Annotated in this window: 16 protein-coding genes; all 16 read left to right on the top strand. The window is 48.7% G+C overall.

The window, feature by feature from the left end; translation table 11 throughout:
• Positions 1–46: 46 nt before the first annotated feature.
• The 16 genes from ndk (at position 47) to AC07OI_RS10110 (ending at position 16,380) form a co-directional block, all read left to right on the top strand.
• Positions 47–472 carry a nucleoside-diphosphate kinase gene (gene ndk / locus AC07OI_RS10185; RefSeq protein ID WP_110253161.1) on the top strand — a complete coding sequence of 142 codons (426 nt, stop codon included), beginning with the start codon at positions 47–49 and terminating at the stop codon, positions 470–472.
• An 86-nt stretch (positions 473–558) separates the two neighbouring features.
• Positions 559–1,719 (top strand): dual-specificity RNA methyltransferase RlmN, encoded by a 1,161-nt coding sequence (gene rlmN / locus AC07OI_RS10180; RefSeq protein WP_495257180.1) that lies wholly within the window; start codon positions 559–561, stop codon positions 1,717–1,719.
• 11 nt (positions 1,720–1,730) lie between these two features.
• On the top strand, positions 1,731–2,522 hold the full coding sequence (gene pilW, locus AC07OI_RS10175; RefSeq protein ID WP_492706288.1) for a type IV pilus biogenesis/stability protein PilW: 792 nt from the start codon (positions 1,731–1,733) through the stop codon (positions 2,520–2,522).
• Positions 2,515–3,582 carry a RodZ domain-containing protein gene (locus AC07OI_RS10170; RefSeq protein WP_495257123.1) on the top strand — a complete coding sequence of 356 codons (1,068 nt, stop codon included), beginning with the start codon at positions 2,515–2,517 and terminating at the stop codon, positions 3,580–3,582. Before pilW ends, AC07OI_RS10170 begins: the two co-directional genes overlap by 8 nt.
• A gap of 2 nt (positions 3,583–3,584) precedes the next feature.
• Positions 3,585–4,862 carry a flavodoxin-dependent (E)-4-hydroxy-3-methylbut-2-enyl-diphosphate synthase gene (ispG, locus tag AC07OI_RS10165; RefSeq protein WP_495257122.1) on the top strand — a complete coding sequence of 426 codons (1,278 nt, stop codon included), beginning with the start codon at positions 3,585–3,587 and terminating at the stop codon, positions 4,860–4,862.
• A 14-nt stretch (positions 4,863–4,876) separates the two neighbouring features.
• Positions 4,877–6,235 (top strand): histidine--tRNA ligase, encoded by a 1,359-nt coding sequence (gene hisS / locus AC07OI_RS10160; RefSeq protein ID WP_495257121.1) that lies wholly within the window; start codon positions 4,877–4,879, stop codon positions 6,233–6,235.
• 42 nt (positions 6,236–6,277) lie between these two features.
• Positions 6,278–6,934, top strand: coding sequence for a YfgM family protein (locus AC07OI_RS10155; protein ID WP_495257120.1), 657 nt, complete (start codon positions 6,278–6,280; stop codon positions 6,932–6,934).
• Positions 6,935–6,946: 12 nt separating this feature from the next.
• A complete protein-coding gene (bamB, locus tag AC07OI_RS10150; protein ID WP_492706176.1) occupies positions 6,947–8,107 on the top strand; it encodes an outer membrane protein assembly factor BamB in 1,161 nt (386 codons plus the stop codon).
• A 5-nt stretch (positions 8,108–8,112) separates the two neighbouring features.
• Positions 8,113–9,456, top strand: coding sequence for a ribosome biogenesis GTPase Der (gene der / locus AC07OI_RS10145; RefSeq protein WP_492706177.1), 1,344 nt, complete (start codon positions 8,113–8,115; stop codon positions 9,454–9,456).
• A 184-nt stretch (positions 9,457–9,640) separates the two neighbouring features.
• On the top strand, positions 9,641–9,877 hold the full coding sequence (hfq, locus tag AC07OI_RS10140; RefSeq protein WP_162041076.1) for an RNA chaperone Hfq: 237 nt from the start codon (positions 9,641–9,643) through the stop codon (positions 9,875–9,877).
• Positions 9,878–9,907: 30 nt separating this feature from the next.
• On the top strand, positions 9,908–11,035 hold the full coding sequence (gene hflX / locus AC07OI_RS10135) for a GTPase HflX (RefSeq protein ID WP_495257119.1): 1,128 nt from the start codon (positions 9,908–9,910) through the stop codon (positions 11,033–11,035).
• A gap of 31 nt (positions 11,036–11,066) precedes the next feature.
• Complete coding sequence (hflK, locus tag AC07OI_RS10130; RefSeq protein ID WP_492706179.1) at positions 11,067–12,338, top strand: FtsH protease activity modulator HflK; 1,272 nt, start codon at positions 11,067–11,069, stop codon at positions 12,336–12,338.
• On the top strand, positions 12,338–13,240 hold the full coding sequence (gene hflC / locus AC07OI_RS10125; RefSeq protein ID WP_492706181.1) for a protease modulator HflC: 903 nt from the start codon (positions 12,338–12,340) through the stop codon (positions 13,238–13,240). Before hflK ends, hflC begins: the two co-directional genes overlap by 1 nt.
• Before the next feature lie 114 nt (positions 13,241–13,354).
• Positions 13,355–14,506: an ATP phosphoribosyltransferase regulatory subunit gene (locus tag AC07OI_RS10120; protein ID WP_495257118.1), complete on the top strand. Its 1,152-nt coding sequence runs from the start codon at positions 13,355–13,357 to the stop codon at positions 14,504–14,506.
• 3 nt (positions 14,507–14,509) lie between these two features.
• Entirely contained in the window at positions 14,510–15,823 is a 1,314-nt protein-coding gene (locus tag AC07OI_RS10115; RefSeq protein ID WP_495257117.1) for an adenylosuccinate synthase, read from the top strand.
• A gap of 23 nt (positions 15,824–15,846) precedes the next feature.
• Positions 15,847–16,380 carry a phosphoribosyltransferase gene (locus tag AC07OI_RS10110; RefSeq protein WP_110254186.1) on the top strand — a complete coding sequence of 178 codons (534 nt, stop codon included), beginning with the start codon at positions 15,847–15,849 and terminating at the stop codon, positions 16,378–16,380.
• Positions 16,381–16,615 lie beyond the last annotated feature (235 nt).

Genomic DNA, 16,615 nt, shown 5'->3' with positions numbered 1-16,615 from the left:
ATTCTCGAAATTTTTCTTAACCCTTTCTTTTTATTGGAGTTTTTAGATGGCTATCGAACGTACATTGTCTATTATTAAGCCTGATGCAGTTGCAAAAAACGTCATCGGTCAAATTTACAGCCGCTTTGAAGGCGCTGGCCTGAAAGTAGTTGCTGCCCGTATGGCGCAATTGTCCCGTGCTGAAGCTGAAGGTTTCTACGCTGTTCACAGCGCACGTCCTTTCTTCAAGGATCTGGTTGATTTCATGATCTCCGGTCCAGTGATGATCCAGGTTCTGGAAGGCGAAGGCGCAATTTTGAAAAACCGTGACCTGATGGGCGCGACAGATCCTAAGAAAGCAGACGCAGGCACAATCCGCGCTGATTTCGCTGATTCTATCGATGCAAATGCTGTTCACGGTTCTGATGCTCCAGAAACAGCTGCTGTGGAAATCGCTTACTACTTCCCAGCGTTGAACGTTTATTCCCGTTAATTCAGACTTTGTCTGCATGTAACAGAATAAAGAATTAAGATATACGCCTCATACGGTCTGGTGCTGTATGAGGTGCGAAAGAGAAGATCATGACGGTACTCACAAATTTATTGGATCTGGATCCAGCACAGCTCGTCGCATATTGCGGTGACTTGGGTGAGAAGCCGTTTCGTGCCAAGCAATTGCAGCGCTGGATACACCAGTTTGGTGCCAGTTCGTTTGATGAAATGACCGACCTCGCGAAATCCCTGCGCGAGAAGCTCGCTACGCGAGCCATGATTGCCGCTCCCGCCGTGATAAGTGACCATACTTCTACAGATGGCACCAGAAAATGGCTGGTTGATGTCGGCCAGGGTAATGCTGTAGAAACTGTATTTATCCCTGAAGAAAATCGCGGCACCCTGTGTATTTCTACGCAGGCAGGCTGTGCTGTGAATTGCCGTTTCTGTTCTACTGGCAAGCAGGGTTTTAACCGCAACCTGACTGTGGGCGAAATTATCGGCCAGCTCTGGATGGCAGAATTTGAATTGCGCAAGACCAAAGGTATTGCTCCCGGGCCCAAGGGTGAGCGTCAGATCACCAATGTGGTCATGATGGGTATGGGCGAACCTTTGCTGAATTTTGAACCAACTGTGACTGCTTTGCGTCTCATGCTGGATGATAATGCTTATGGCTTGTCTCGTCGCCGTGTGACGCTGTCTACCAGTGGCGTTGTTCCCATGATAGATAAGCTGTCACAAGAATGTCCGGTGGCACTGGCAGTGTCACTGCACGCATCGAATGATGCTTTGCGTGACAGCCTGATACCACTGAACAAGAAGCATCCTTTAAAAGAGTTGATGGCTGCTTGCAAGCGCTATCTGGAATTTGCGCCGCGCGACTTTGTGACGTTTGAGTATTGCATGCTGGATGGTGTCAATGACACTGGTGCGCATGCAAGAGAATTGATAGAGTTGGTACGTGATGTGCCGTGCAAGTTTAACCTGATTCCTTTTAATCCTTTTCCGGAATCTGGTCTGAAGCGATCGGCCAATCCGCGTATCAAAGCTTTTGCCCAGATTTTGTTGGATGCAGGCTTGGTAACAACGACGCGTAAAACTCGTGGCGATGATATTGATGCAGCTTGTGGTCAGTTGGCTGGCGAAGTGCAAGACAGGACGCGTGTGCAGGAGCGCATGCAAAAGATGGCGGAATATCAAAAGAAGTTTGGCGAAAATTTTGGCAAGATCGTGGAGATCACTCAGTGAAAATTTCTCAAATGCGTCAATGTTTTTTGACTGGAGCGCTGTTGGTTATTGCGCTCTCCTTGTCTGCATGTGCATCCAAGCGCCTGGAGGGGGACAGGCCGGAGCAAAACATGTCTGCGGAAAAACAGGATGCGCAAAAACGGGCGTCCATACGCATGCAATTGGCTGTCGGCTATTATCAGCAGGGGCAACTGAAAGTCGCCCTGGAAGAAATACGTCAAGCCTTGGTGATTGCCCCGGATCTGGTGGATGCCTATAGCCTGCGTGCACTGATTTTCATGGATATGGGTGAAAAGCAACTGTCTGAGGATAATTTTCTTCATGCGCTGAAGCTGGCACCTGGTAATAGTGATATTGGTAATAATTACGGTTGGTTCTTGTGTCTGAATGGGCGCGAAAAGCAAGGGCTGGTATATCTGGATAGCGCTATCAAGGATCCTGCTTATACTGCACCAGGCAAGGCATTGAATAATGCCGGTTTGTGTAGTTTGCGCATGAAAGATGCGATTGGTGCTGAGCGCTATTTCATGCAAGGTTTGCGTGAAGATCCGGGCAATCCAGCGATCAATGCCAATCTTGCTGACGTGTTGTATAAGCGTGGTGAGTACAAGCAGGCACGGTTTTATATAGGCCGTGTACTTAAGTTTGAAGTGTTGGCCGCTGATGTGTTATGGCTGGCTATGAAAATTGAAAAAAAACTGGGTGATGAGGCGGCCCTGAATAGTCTGGGTACGCAATTGCGTCGCCGCCATCCAAATTCAAAAGAATTTTCTCTGTATCAACGTGGAGTGTTTGATGAGTGATGCGGGCGCGAATTTACCTGTAGAACCTTTGACCTCGGAGATATCTGAGAACAAAGCTATCCTGTCTGTGGTGCAGACTGCCGGTGCGCAACTGTCTGCCGCGCGTGTTCAACTGGGTTTGAGTTTGCAGCAGGTGGCAGATCAACTCAAATTGTCTCAGCGGCAAATACTTGCGCTGGAAAATAATCAGTTCGATGATTTACCTAAGATGGTGATAGTGCGTGGTTTTGTACGCTCTTATGCAAAACTTCTCAAGCTTGATCCGGCACCAATTATCGATTCGCTGCCTGCAGAAAAAGGTTTGGGCGGATTGGATGCGGATTTGCGTCCTACCCTGGCAACGCCATTCATGGAGTCGCGTACGCCTTTTTTGGGGCGCCAGGATTCCAACAATAATCGTAAGTATGTGATTGGCGCTGTTGTGCTGGCAGTTTGTGCTCTGATTTTCCTGGCCGTGCAAAAGCTGGAGCAAAATGATTATTTCAAGAATTTGATATCTGCCCAGCCCGCAAAAAAAGCTACAGATGCCGAACTTGAGAAGCCACTGGAAAATACCTCGCCTGCGACCGTAAAGCCAGAAACTGAAAAACCGGTTGCGTCAACTATTCCTACCGTACTCGGTACGGTTAATGAAGCAAAACCTGAAACTCAGGATGCTATTGCACCGCCTAAATTGAATCAGGAAGTGCAGGTTGTGTCAGTGCCAGTGGCCGTACAGCAAAATGCAGTTCCTGCCTCTGTCTCTGCACCAGCACCTGTTCCTGTTGCAGTTTCTCCAGTTGCAGTTACTCCAGTTACTGCTCAGCCAGTGACGGATGCTGCTAATAATCAGCTGAAATTGAAATTCAGACAGGATTCTTGGATACAGGTCAAACGTGAAAATGGTAGCGTTCTGACTTCTCATCTGGCTAAAGCGGGTACTGAGGAAGTGTTTGACATGAAAGAAGCTTTGCAACTCAGGATAGGTAATGCTGCTGGTGTGGATGGCTGGTTGCGCGGCAAGTCTATGGAAATTGCACCGGGCAAGGATAGTAATGTCATTAATTTGAATGTGAAGTAAAGATGACGGATTTTTTATCAGAAATCGGTTCAGGTCCCAAGCTTAGACGCGCATCCCGTTCTGCCAAGGTGGTATATGGCACCCGTGAAGTTTTTGTGGGTGGCGGTGCTCCTGTCGTCGTGCAATCCATGACAAATACTGATACGGCTGATGCAATCGGCACGGCAATTCAGATCAAGGAACTGGCAAGAGCCGGTTCCGAGCTTGTGCGTATCACAGTCAATAATGCTGAAGCCGCTGCAGCAGTGCCAGCGATACGTGAACAGCTGGACAGGATGGGTATAGATGTGCCACTGGTAGGTGATTTTCACTACAATGGTCACACGCTGTTGAGCGATTTTCCTGATTGTGCCAAAGCTTTATCCAAATACAGGATCAATCCTGGCAATGTGGGCAAAGGCGCCAAGCGCGACACCCAGTTTGCCCAGATGATAGAAATGGCTTGCCGCTACGATAAGCCAGTACGCATAGGTGTTAACTGGGGTAGCCTGGATCAGGCTTTGCTGGCCCGTATCATGGACGACAATGCCAAACGTCCTGAGCCATGGAGTGTGCAGGCTGTCATGTATCAGGCCCTGATTACCTCTGCCATTGAAAGTGCGCAAAAGGCTGAGGAGCTGGGTCTGGCTGGCGACAAGATTGTCTTGTCTTGCAAGGTATCTGGCGTACAGGACTTGATCGCCGTTTACCGTGAATTGGCTGCGCGTTGTGATTACCCCTTGCATCTTGGTCTGACCGAGGCAGGCATGGGTAGCAAAGGTATTGTTGCCTCGACCGCGGCACTGTCGGTGCTGATGCAGGAAGGCATAGGCGACACCATACGCATATCCCTGACGCCAGAGCCAGGTGGTGATCGCTGCAAAGAGGTCATCGTAGGCCAGGAAATTTTGCAAACCATGGGCTTGCGTAAATTCACACCCATGGTCATCGCTTGCCCTGGTTGTGGCAGAACCACTTCGACGGTATTTCAGGAGCTGGCTGATGATATCCAGAGCTTCTTGCGTAATCAGATGCCAGTCTGGAAAAGCCAGTATCCGGGCGTTGAAAATATGAACGTCGCCGTCATGGGTTGCATCGTCAATGGTCCTGGTGAATCCAAGCACGCAAATATTGGTATCAGTTTGCCGGGTACCGGTGAGTCGCCCGCTGCCCCGGTCTTTATTGATGGTGCCAAGGCGCTTACCTTGCGTGGCGACCGTATCGCAGAAGAGTTTCAGGACATCGTGCTGGAATATGTCAAGAGTCACTATGCCCCTGTGCATGGCGTAACAAATAATTAAATCAGGTAGCAAGCATGTCGGAAATAAAAAAAGCAGAAAAAATCGCTGGTGTGAAAGGGATGAATGACCTTTTACCGGATGACGCCCCATTGTGGGAATTGTTTGAAAATACTGTGCAGTCTGTATTGAAGAGTTATGGCTTTCAACAAGTCCGTACCCCTATTGTTGAACCTACCAACCTGTTTGCGCGTGGTCTGGGTGAGGTAACTGATGTTGTCGAAAAGGAGATGTATTCCTTTGAAGATTCCATGAATGGTGACAAGCTGACTTTGCGCCCTGAAGGCACTGCTGGTGTAGTGCGTTCTGCGATTGAACATAATCTCATTTACGATGGCCCGAGGCGCTTGTGGTATACCGGTCCCATGTTCCGTCATGAAAAACCACAACGTGGCCGTTATCGTCAATTCCATCAGGTAGGTGCTGAGGCTCTGGGTTTTACCGGACCTGATATCGATGCAGAACTGATCATGATGTGTCAGCGTTTCTGGGATGACCTTGGGCTACAGAATGTGCGACTGGAGTTGAATTCCATTGGTGATGCCGAGGAAAGGAATCAACATAAGGCTGCGCTGATCGCTTATTTCGAACAGCATCAGGACATTCTCGATGCTGAAGCAAAAAGGCGTTTGTTGACCAACCCCTTGCGTATTCTGGATACAAAAAATCCGGCCATGCAAGAGATGGTCAACGCAGCACCTAAATTGCTGGACTATCTGGGCGCTGAATCCCTGGCACACTTTGAGGGTGTGCAAAAGATTTTGCGTCACAACAGCATTCCATTCACCATCAATCCCCGTCTGGTGCGCGGCCTTGATTATTACAATCGTACGGTCTTTGAATGGGTTACTGACGATCTGGGGTCTCAGGGTACGGTGTGCGCTGGTGGCCGTTACGATGCCTTGTTTGGTATTTTTGGTGGTAAGCCAACACCAGCCTGTGGTTTTGCCATGGGTATAGAGCGTTTGCTGGAATTGATGAAAGCCAATGGCGACGTGCATCAACCCGCAATGTGTGACGTCTACCTCGTGCATCAGGGGGCAGAAGCACAAATGCAAGCGATGGTATTAAGTGAGCGTTTGCGTGATGCTGGTCTGGATGTTGTGTTACATTGCGCAACTGCTAATGGTGTAGGCAGCTTCAAGTCACAAATGAAGAAGGCTGACGGCAGCGGGGCAGCTTACGCTGTCATCATTGGTGAAGATGAGGCGAACAATAATACAGTGAGTATCAAGGAATTGCGTGCTGGCGATGCTGAAAATAACCAGGTTAACGTCCCTTTTGATACAGCAGTGGATTATCTGGTTGATCAAATCGCCGGTAGTGCCGAAGCGGATTGCTGTGATGATCCGAATCACCACCATGTGCACCATTAATCCATATTGATCATATTAATAACATAGATAAACGAAGACGCTATGGCATACAATTTAGAAGAGCAAGAGCAGTTAGATAATCTCAAGGCAACCTGGAAGAAATACGGCAATATGGTAACTTGGGGACTGATTGTCGTCCTTGCAGCCTATGCGGGCTGGACTGCATGGGTCTCACGTCAAAACAACCAGGCATTGCAAGCTTCCCAGTTATATGAGGAAATGCAGAAATCGGTTGTTGCCAAAAATAATGTCAAAGTACAAGCAGTGGCAGAGGATTTGAAAACCAAATTTGCCTCTACCTCTTATGCGCCTATGGCAGCACTGGTGGCTGCCAAAAGTGCGTTTGATGCAAGTGACTTGAAAGCAGCCAAGAGCCAGTTGCAATGGGTTGCTGATACTTCCAAGGCTGACGAATATAAGGCACTGGCGAGAATACGTCTGGCAGGCATCTCTCTGGATGAAAAAGCTTATGACGAAGCCTTGAAGCAATTGTCAGGCACTTTCCCTGAGCAATTCGATGCTGATGTGCTCGATGCTAAAGGTGATATTTACGTTGCGCAAAATAAGATCGAAGATGCGCGTACGGCTTACAAGTCAGCGCTTGAAAAAATGTCGGATAAAAGTCCAGGTCGCCAGGCTTTGCAAATGAAGCTGGATGTGATCGGTGGTGTGGCAGATGCTAAAGTTGTCAGTAAATAAGGGGAATCATACATGCAATTTTCTGCCAAACTGCTCGTAGCATCATCTGCATTTCTGGCTTTGACTGGCTGTTCTACGCTGTCGTCATTGAATCCGTTTTCATCGAAATCTGATGCAAAAAATCAGCCAGCGGTTTTGACTGATATCAAGGCAACGATGGCGATCAAGCCTAGCTGGACTGTTGCACTTGGTACTGCAGGTAACTATGTTTTCTCTCCTGCTGCATATGCGCAAAATGTCTATGTGGCAGCAGCTGATGGCACACTGGCGCGTATAGAAGTGGCGACTGGTCGCACCGTTTGGCGTATCAATGCCGGTACGCGTTTGACTGCTGGTGTAGGTGTAGATGGCAGCACAGTTGCTGTGGCAGGTGAAAAAGGGCAGGTGCTGGCCTTTGATCTTGATGGTAAATTGCGTTGGAAAGTGCAAAGCACGAATGAGATTTTGTCTGCCCCGGCTGTCGGTCAGGGTCTGGTTGTCGTGCGCAGCATTGATAACAAAGTCAGCGCTTATGACCTCAATACGGGTGAACGCAAATGGTCAATAGAGCGCCCATTGCCACCGTTGACTTTGCGTCTTGCTCCCGGCATTGTGATACATGAGCAGCAGGCAATTGTTGCCATGCCTGGTGGGCGTATGTCTGCATTGGCGTTGAATAATGGTGGTTTGCGCTGGGAAGCAACGGTAGGTGAGCCTAAGGGCGCTACCGAACTGGAGCGTGTTGCCGACGTTTCTGGTGCTCCTGTGATCATGGGCAGCGATATTTGCGCCAGTTCTTATCAAGGCAGGGTAGCCTGTTTTGATGTTGGTACTGGTGCCTTGCGCTGGGGTAAGGCATTGTCCAGCGAAGTGGGCGTCAGTGTTGACGAGCGCTTCGTGTTTGCGGCAGATGTAGCAGGTGCAGTGAACGCGTTTGCGCGTAATGGCGGTGCGAGTGCCTGGCGCAATGATAAACTTAGCTATCGTCGTCTTTCCGCACCAATTTCATATGACCGCGCAGTAGCGGTTGGTGATTTCGCAGGTTATGTCCACTTCCTTTCCAGGGAAGATGGTTCTTTCATCGGACGTGTTACTACCGATGGTAGTCAGATTTTAGCAGCGCCGTTAGTGGTCGATGCTAAACTGATCGTTCAAACAAAATCAGGATCAGTGGTTGCTCTGGCAACCGAGTAATAATAATGAAGCCGGTTATCGCACTTATAGGCCGACCTAACGTCGGCAAATCCACGCTGTTCAATCGGCTCACCCGTTCACGCGACGCTTTGGTCGCAGATTTACCTGGTTTGACCAGGGACAGGCATTACGGCGAAGGTCGTGTTGGTGAGCGTCCTTTTCTGGTGATCGATACGGGCGGTTTTGAGCCCGTCGCCAAAGAAGGCATCATGCATGAAATGGCCAAACAGACTAAACAGGCTGTGGCTGAGGCAGATGTCGTTGTGTTTATTGTCGATGGCCGTCAAGGCCTGACGCCACATGATAAAACCATCACAGATTTTCTGCGTAAATCAGGTCGTTCCGTGATGCTGGTCGTGAATAAGGCTGAAGGTATGAAATATACCTCAGTCACTGCAGACTTTTATGAGCTGGGCATGGGCGATCCTTACGTGATCTCTGCGGCTCATGGTGATGGTGTGGCAGATCTGGTCGAAGAAATGGTCGACATTGCTTTTGCCCAGCGTCCGGCGGAAGTGGAAGAACCTGAATCTCAAGTCAGAGGTATCAAGATCGCCATCGTTGGCCGCCCTAATGTCGGTAAATCGACTTTGGTCAATACCTTGCTGGGTGAAGAAAGGGTGATTGCCTTTGATATGCCCGGTACTACCCGTGATTCCATAGAGATACCGTTCGAACGTGATGGCGTGCATTATTCACTGATAGACACCGCAGGTATCCGTCGTCGCGGCAAGGTGTTTGAGGCGATAGAGAAGTTTTCGGTCGTGAAAACCCTGCAATCCGTATCAGAAGCTAATGTCGTGCTTCTGCTTCTGGATGCGCAACAAGATATTTCTGAGCAGGATGCGCATATCGCCGGGTTTATCCTGGAGTCTGGCCGTGCCCTGGTTGTTGGTGTCAATAAATGGGATGGCTTGCAAAGCGACAGGCGTGATGAAATCAAGCTGGACATTGAGCGTAAGCTGAATTTCCTGACATTTGCCAAATTCCACTTCATTTCAGCACTGAAATCGACTGGCATAGCTCCGTTGATGAAATCTATCGACGCCGCTTATGCTGCTGCGATGGTCAACTTGTCCACACCTAAACTCACGCGTGCCTTGATTGAGGCGGTAGAGCATCAACAACCCAAGCGCAAGGGATCCATCCGTCCCAAGTTGCGTTATGCCCATCAGGGTGGACAAAATCCACCTATCATTGTCATTCACGGCAATGCACTTGAAGCTGTGGGTGATGTGTATAAGCGTTATCTTGAAAAGCATTTCCGTGAAACGTTCTCCCTGACAGGAACGCCACTCAGAATTGAGATGCGTTCCGGCAAGAATCCGTTTGATAAGTCGTCCAAGTAAATTTGCTGGCAAGTATCAAAATGTAAAAAAAGCTTGGTTCATATCCTTTTGCAGTGAAATTTAAGCAAGGGATATGCAATTAAGATAAAAATAGATTACATTACTTTGTAATCAACTTCTGGGAATACTTGTATTCTGATAAGTAGTCCCCAACTCCTAATCACAACAACACAATGGAGCTGTTATGAGCAATAAAGGGCAATTATTACAAGACCCATTTCTGAACGCTTTGCGTAAAGAACATATTCCTGTATCAATTTATCTGGTCAATGGCATCAAGTTACAAGGCCATATCGAATCTTTCGATCAGTATGTGGTTTTGCTGCGCAATACTGTGACGCAAATGGTTTACAAGCATGCTATCTCCACCGTCGTGCCTGCACGCGCAGTCAGCATCAACACTGAGCCAGAGGCAGAGTAATTTTTGAGTACCGAAATAAAGAAGTCGTCTATGCGCGCCGCTTTAGTCGGCGTTGATTTCGGTAAAGACGACTTCGCCGCCAGTCTCGAAGAACTATCTTTGCTCTCGCAATCTGCGGGGGCTGAGCCCGTCACAACCATCACTTGCAAACGATCCAGTCCTGATGCTGCTTTTTTTGTCGGTAGCGGCAAGGCCGATGAGATTGCTGATGCTGTCGCCGATGGCGCGCTGGATATCGTCATATTCAATCATGCACTTTCTCCAGCGCAACAAAGAAATCTGGAGCGTCACCTGAAGGTCAGGGTGGTGGACCGCACCAGTCTGATACTGGACATTTTTGCCCAGCGCGCCCAAAGCCATGAGGGTAAAGTGCAAGTTGAGTTGGCGCAATTGCAACATTTGGCAACACGTCTGATACGTGGCTGGACGCATTTGGAAAGGCAAAAGGGCGGTATAGGTTTGCGTGGTCCAGGTGAAACTCAGCTTGAAACTGACCGCCGGTTATTGGGAGATCGGGTCAAGATGCTCAAGCAAAAGCTGGATAAGTTACATAAGCAGAGGGAAACCCAGAGACGTTCACGTGGACGTAGCAACACCTTGTCGGTTTCGCTGGTTGGTTACACCAATGCTGGTAAGTCCAGTTTGTTCAATGCAATGACCAAGGCGGGCGCTTATGCCGCCAATCAATTGTTTGCAACGCTGGATACCACCTCACGTCGCTTGTATCTTGGTGATGCAGGTAATATCGTGATCTCTGATACGGTAGGCTTCATTCGGGAATTGCCGCATCAACTGGTTGCCGCATTTCGGGCGACGTTGGAAGAAACCATACACGCGGACTTGCTATTGCACGTAGTGGACGCAAGTAGTCCTGTGCGCTTTGACCAGATTCAACAAGTTAATCAAGTGCTGCAGGAAATTGGTGCTGATCATATTCCACAGGTACTGGTGTGGAATAAGATAGACCTTGCCGGTCTGGAACCGTCGGTCGAGACGGATGAGTGTGATAAAATCCAAAGGGTTTTTTTGAGCGCTCGCACTGGGGCAGGTATAGGTTTATTACGCGAATCCATAGCCGAATTCGCATTGGCAAAAATGTCTGGTATTGTGCAATCGGCAACACCAGAGGCAGTTGATGCCCGCTTTGATTTTCAGTAGTCCAACCCACTATTCATTGGATAGCGACAGAATGCTTGTTTCACTTCTCAAAAGAATTGGTTTGACCATGTCCATAAATGATCCGCAATGGGGGCGTGGTTCGCAAAATAATAACCAGAATAATAAACCAGACAATAAAAAACCGCCTGAAGGCCCACCTGATCTTGATCAGCTGTGGAAGGACTTTACCCAAAAACTAGGACGTTTGCTTGGGCAAAATGGCGGTGATAACGGCGGCAATGGTGGTAATTTTTCACCAGACTCAGCAGGCGCTAAAATCGGTGCCTCTCTAATTGTTGCTGTGATTGCTCTGGTCTGGTTATCCAGTGGTTTTTTCATCGTACAAGAAGGTCAGACAGCTGTCATTACCACTTTTGGCAAATTCAGTCATCAGACGGCTGCTGGTTTTAACTGGCGTTGGCCTTATCCTGTTCAGGGGCATGAGATAGTCAATCTGTCGCAAGTCAGAACAGTGGAAATCGGCTACAAAAAAGGCTCCAGGGAACGCGAATCTTTGATGCTGACTGACGACGAGAATATCGTTGATATTCAATTTGCTGTTCAATATAAATTGAATAATGCTGCTGACTGGTTGTATAACAACCGCGATCAGGAAGAGATGATACGCCAGGTGGCTGAAGCCGTTGTACGTGAGATTGTCGGCAAAAGCTCTATGGATTTTGTGTTGTACGAAGGCCGTGAAAAAATCGCTTTGGATGTGAATGCGGGCATGCAGAAAATTCTGGATGCTTATCGTTCAGGCGTGCAAGTCGCTCAGGTAACTATGCAAAATGTGCAGGCGCCTGAGCAAGTTCAGGCCGTTTTCGAAGATGCGCAAAAAGCCAAGCAAGATAAAGAGCGGTTGAAAAACGAAGGTATAGCCTATGCCAATGATGTGATTCCTAAGGCGCGCGGAGAAGCTTCTCGTATGATACAAGAGGCAGAAGGCTATAAAGCAAGTGTGGTTGCCAACGCTCAGGGTAGTGCATCACGTTTCCAGCAAGTGCTGACGGAATATCAAAAGGCACCGGCAGTTACCAGGGACAGGTTGTATATGGAGGCAATGCAGCAAATATTCTCCAGCACCAGTAAAGTGATGGTGGACACCAAGACTGGCAATAACATGATTTATTTGCCTTTGGATAAGATGATCAATCAAGCTGATCAATCTGTAGCCAAGCCTGCTGCACCAGCCCAACAGGTGGCTCCGGCTGTCGAACAGATTCCTACTGTGGAAATGCGTTATGGCAAGGATGGAAGATCAAAAGATAATCGCGACACACGTGACAGGGAGGGCAGATAATGAATAAGTTAGCTACCTTCATCATTGCACTGTGCGCAGCAATTTTAGTTGCATATTCGACTATTTTCGTTGTTGATCAGCGCTCACATGCCATCGTATTCGCTTTGGGTGAAGTCAAGTCCGTGATTAGTGAGCCAGGTTTGCATTTCAAGTTGCCGCCACCATTCCAAAATGTGTTGTTTTTGGATAAGCGTATTTTGACCATTGACACCAATTCAGCAGATCGTTTTGTGACTTCTGAAAAGAAAAATATTCTGGTTGATTCTTATGTCAAATGGAGTATTAAAGACCCGCGTCTGTATTACGTCAGTTTTAATGGTGAAGAGCGCAGGGCGCAGGATAGAATGTCGCAAATCATCAAGGCAGCCTTGAATGATGAAATAACCAAGCGCAAAGTGGGTGAGGTGATATCTACTCAGCGCGGCAAGGTCATGGATGCCATCAAGAAGAAGGTTTCTGATGAAACCAGGCACATAGGCGTTGAAATTATTGATGTGCGTCTCAAGCGTGTAGATTATGTAGAGCAGATCAACAACTCGGTTTACGATCGTATGAAGGCAGAACGCACTCGTGAGGCAAATGGTTTGCGTTCTACCGGTGCAGCAGAATCCGAAGAGATCCGGGCTGATGCCGACAAGCAAAGGCTGGTAATCAAGGCGGAAGCTAATCGTGACGCGCAAAAAATACGCGGTGCGGGTGATGCAGAGGCATCGCAGATTTATGCGCAAGCCTATAGCCAAAGCCCTGAGTTTTATAAGTTTTATCGTAGCCTGGAAGCGTATACTGCCTCATTCAAGACCAAGAATGATATTTTGGTAGTAGACCCAAATTCTGAGTTCTTTAAATATTTTAAAGGCCCATCCTCAGTAGGTGGTGCTGTACCAGCAGTAAAGGGTAAGTAGTACCCATACTATATGTAACGATTGTAGTGACGACAGCGATCTGCACAAATTTTGTGCAGATCGCTGTTTGTCGGATAGACTAAATTAATTTCTTGTTTTTTTTGATTGTTCTTCATGCCGAATTGGCTTTTACCTGAAAATATCGCTGACATCTTGCCATCGGAAGCGCGCAAGATAGAAGAGTTGCGCCGTGTATTGCTGGACAATTTTAGATTGTATGGCTATGAACTAGTCATGCCTCCCATGCTGGAATACATAGAATCCTTGCTGACCGGTGCCGGTCAGGACATGGATTTGCGTACTTTCAAGCTGGTAGACCAGCTTTCTGGGCGTACCATGGGCCTGCGTGCTGACATGACCACGCAAGTTGCCCGTATCGATGCGCATCTGTTAAACCGCCGTACTGTGACCCGCCTGTGCTATGCAGGTAGTGTCTTGCATACCAAGCCATCTGGTTTGCATGCCACGCGTGAGCCTTTGCAAATCGGCGCAGAAATCTACGGTCATGCTGGACTGGAAGCAGACGCTGAAATCCAGGAGCTGGTATTGGCTTGTCTGGCTTTGGCGCATGTCAAAGATGTCAGACTGGATATGTGCCATGTCGGTGTTTTGCGCGCCTTATTGGCCGCTGACCCGTTGGCCAAGGCTGAAGAAAATACTCTGTATGCCTTGTTGGAGGCCAAGGATTTGCCTAGCATAGACAAGCTCAGTCAGAATTTTTCACCAGAGGTGCGTGCTGCATTGATGGCTTTGCCAGGTTTATATGGCGACATCTCCATCATTCAAAAAGCACGTACAGTATTGCCGGCATTCGAAGGCATACAGACTGCGCTGGACGAGCTTGAGCATCTGGTGCGTTTGACGGGTGCTGCCCATGTCACAATAGACCTCGCTGATTTGCGCGGCTACCACTATCATAGTGGTGTAATGTTCAATGTATTTGTACCTGGTTTACCAAACGCGGTTGCACGTGGTGGTCGCTATGATCATGTGGGTGAAGCTTTTGGCCGCTCACGCCCGGCGACCGGATTTTCTCTGGATTTGCGTGAGCTGGCACGTCTGTTGCCCTCCGCCGAGAGAAAAGACGCAATTCGCGCTCCCTGGGGTAGTGATCCTGCGTTGCGGGAAAAAATTGCTGCATTGCGTGGCGAGGGTGAGATCGTAATTCAAAGCCTGCCGGGGCACGAGAACGAACAAGACGAATTTGACTGCAATCGCGCACTCATTTTCGATGCAGGTAAATGGATTCTTCAAAATGTAGGTTGAGTGATGACACAAACTAAAATTGCAAAAAACGTAGTCGTAATCGGTACCCAGTGGGGCGATGAAGGCAAAGGAAAAATCGTTGACTGGTTGACGGACCACGCTCAGGGCGTCGTGCGCTTTCAGGGCGGGCACAATGCTGGCCATACGCTGGTTATTGGCGGTCAGAAGACTGCCTTGCAACTGATACCATCAGGCATCATGCGCGCGGGTACAGCTTGCTATATCGGTAATGGCGTGGTCTTGTCCGTGCCTGATCTCTTGCGTGAAATCGACAAATTGCAAGCCAATGGGGTGGAAGTTGCTTCCCGCCTCAAGATTTCAGAAGCCTGCCCGGTTATCTTGCCTTATCACACCGCACTTGATGCGGCGCGTGAAATTGCCCGTGGTGCCGCCAAGATAGGTACTACTGGCAAAGGCATAGGCCCGGCATATGAAGACAAAGTTGCCCGTCGTGCAATCCGCGTAGCTGATTTGCTCAATGAAGAGCGTTTTGCTGAAAAGCTGCGTGAAAATCTGGATTACCACAATTTTGTGTTGACCAAATATCTGAAAGCTCCAGCAGTCGAATTCCAGAAAACTCTGGATGATACGCTGGCCAATGTACCGCGTATCCGTCCTATGGTGGCGGACGTTTCCAGTGCCTTGTATGCTGCGCACAAAGCTGGTGCCAGCCTCTTGTTTGAAGGCGCGCAAGGCAGTTTGCTGGACGTCGATCATGGTACTTATCCCTTCGTTACCTCCAGTAATTGTGTGGCAGGCAATGCAGCGGCAGGTTCTGGTGTTGGTCCTAACATGTTGCATTACATCCTGGGTATTACCAAGGCGTACACGACACGTGTAGGCTCTGGGCCATTCCCGTCTGAATTGCCAACTGATGCAGGCGTAGGCAAGCATCTGGCCAGTGTGGGTCATGAATTTGGCACAGTCACCGGCCGCGCCCGTCGTTGTGGCTGGTTTGATGCAGCCCTGTTGAAGCGCTCTGTGCAAATCAATGGCGTATCAGGCATGTGCCTGACCAAGCTTGATGTGCTGGATGGCCTGGAAACGCTGAAGTTGTGTACGGGTTATAAAGTTGATGGCAAAGTTGTTGATATCTTCCCGGTTGGCGCTGAAGAAGCGGCACGTTGCGAAGCTATTTATGAAGAAATGCCAGGCTGGTCTGAGACGACAGTTGGCGCGCAAAGCATGGATGCTCTGCCAGTCAACGCCCGCAATTACATCATGCGTATTCAGGAACTGGTTGGTGTTCCTGTCGATATGGTCTCCACCGGGCCAGATCGCGAAGAAACCATCGTGTTAAGGCACCCGTTTATCTAAGAAGGAAAAATAAAAATATGAATATGCCTGCATCTACAGACAAGGACTTGTGGGTCTCCTGGGAGGCTTATCATCGTTCCATCGAGCAGCTTGCACTGAAAGTGCATGAGTCTGGCTGGAAGTTTGATCAAGTCCTGTGTCTCGCCCGTGGTGGCTTGCGTCCTGGTGATATTTTCTCCAGAATTTTTGATGTGCCTCTGGCGATTTTGTCGACCAGTTCATATCGCGAAGAGTCGGGCACAGTGCAGGGTACTCTGGACATAGGAAAGTATATTTCCATGACCAAGGGCGCACTGCAGGGCAAAGTGCTGGTAGTGGACGATCTGGTTGATTCTGGCGTTACCCTGGAAAAGGTGCTCGTGCATTTGCGCGAAAATTTCCCGGCTGTGACCGAAGTAAAATCAGCTGTGATCTGGTACAAGGCATGTTCATCAGTGGCTCCGGATTACTATCTGGACTATCTGGCGAACAATCCCTGGATACATCAGCCTTTCGAAGAATATGACAGCATCAGGCCGCATCAGTTGAATGCCTGGTTGAAAAAGGGCGCAGCGTAATTGCTGGTTAAAAACGGAAGCTATTTGCTTCCGTTTTTTTTGGGGGAGTGCTGGTATGCGCTGCTGGCAGTTTTTTTATTGTGTGTCTGGTTGTTGCTTGTCCCTGGCCCGTAGGCTGGCCTGGAATGTGATGATGTAGATATGATACCGAGTATGAATGAGAAGATCTGAGGTGGAATTGAAAAAGCCCGCTGATTTTCATCAGCGGGCTCTCAAATTGTGGTGCCCACGGAGG

The sequence above is a fragment of the Undibacterium sp. GW821-FHT07F11 genome, from assembly GCF_059418665.1.
This window is presented reverse-complemented; position numbering and strand designations above follow the sequence as displayed.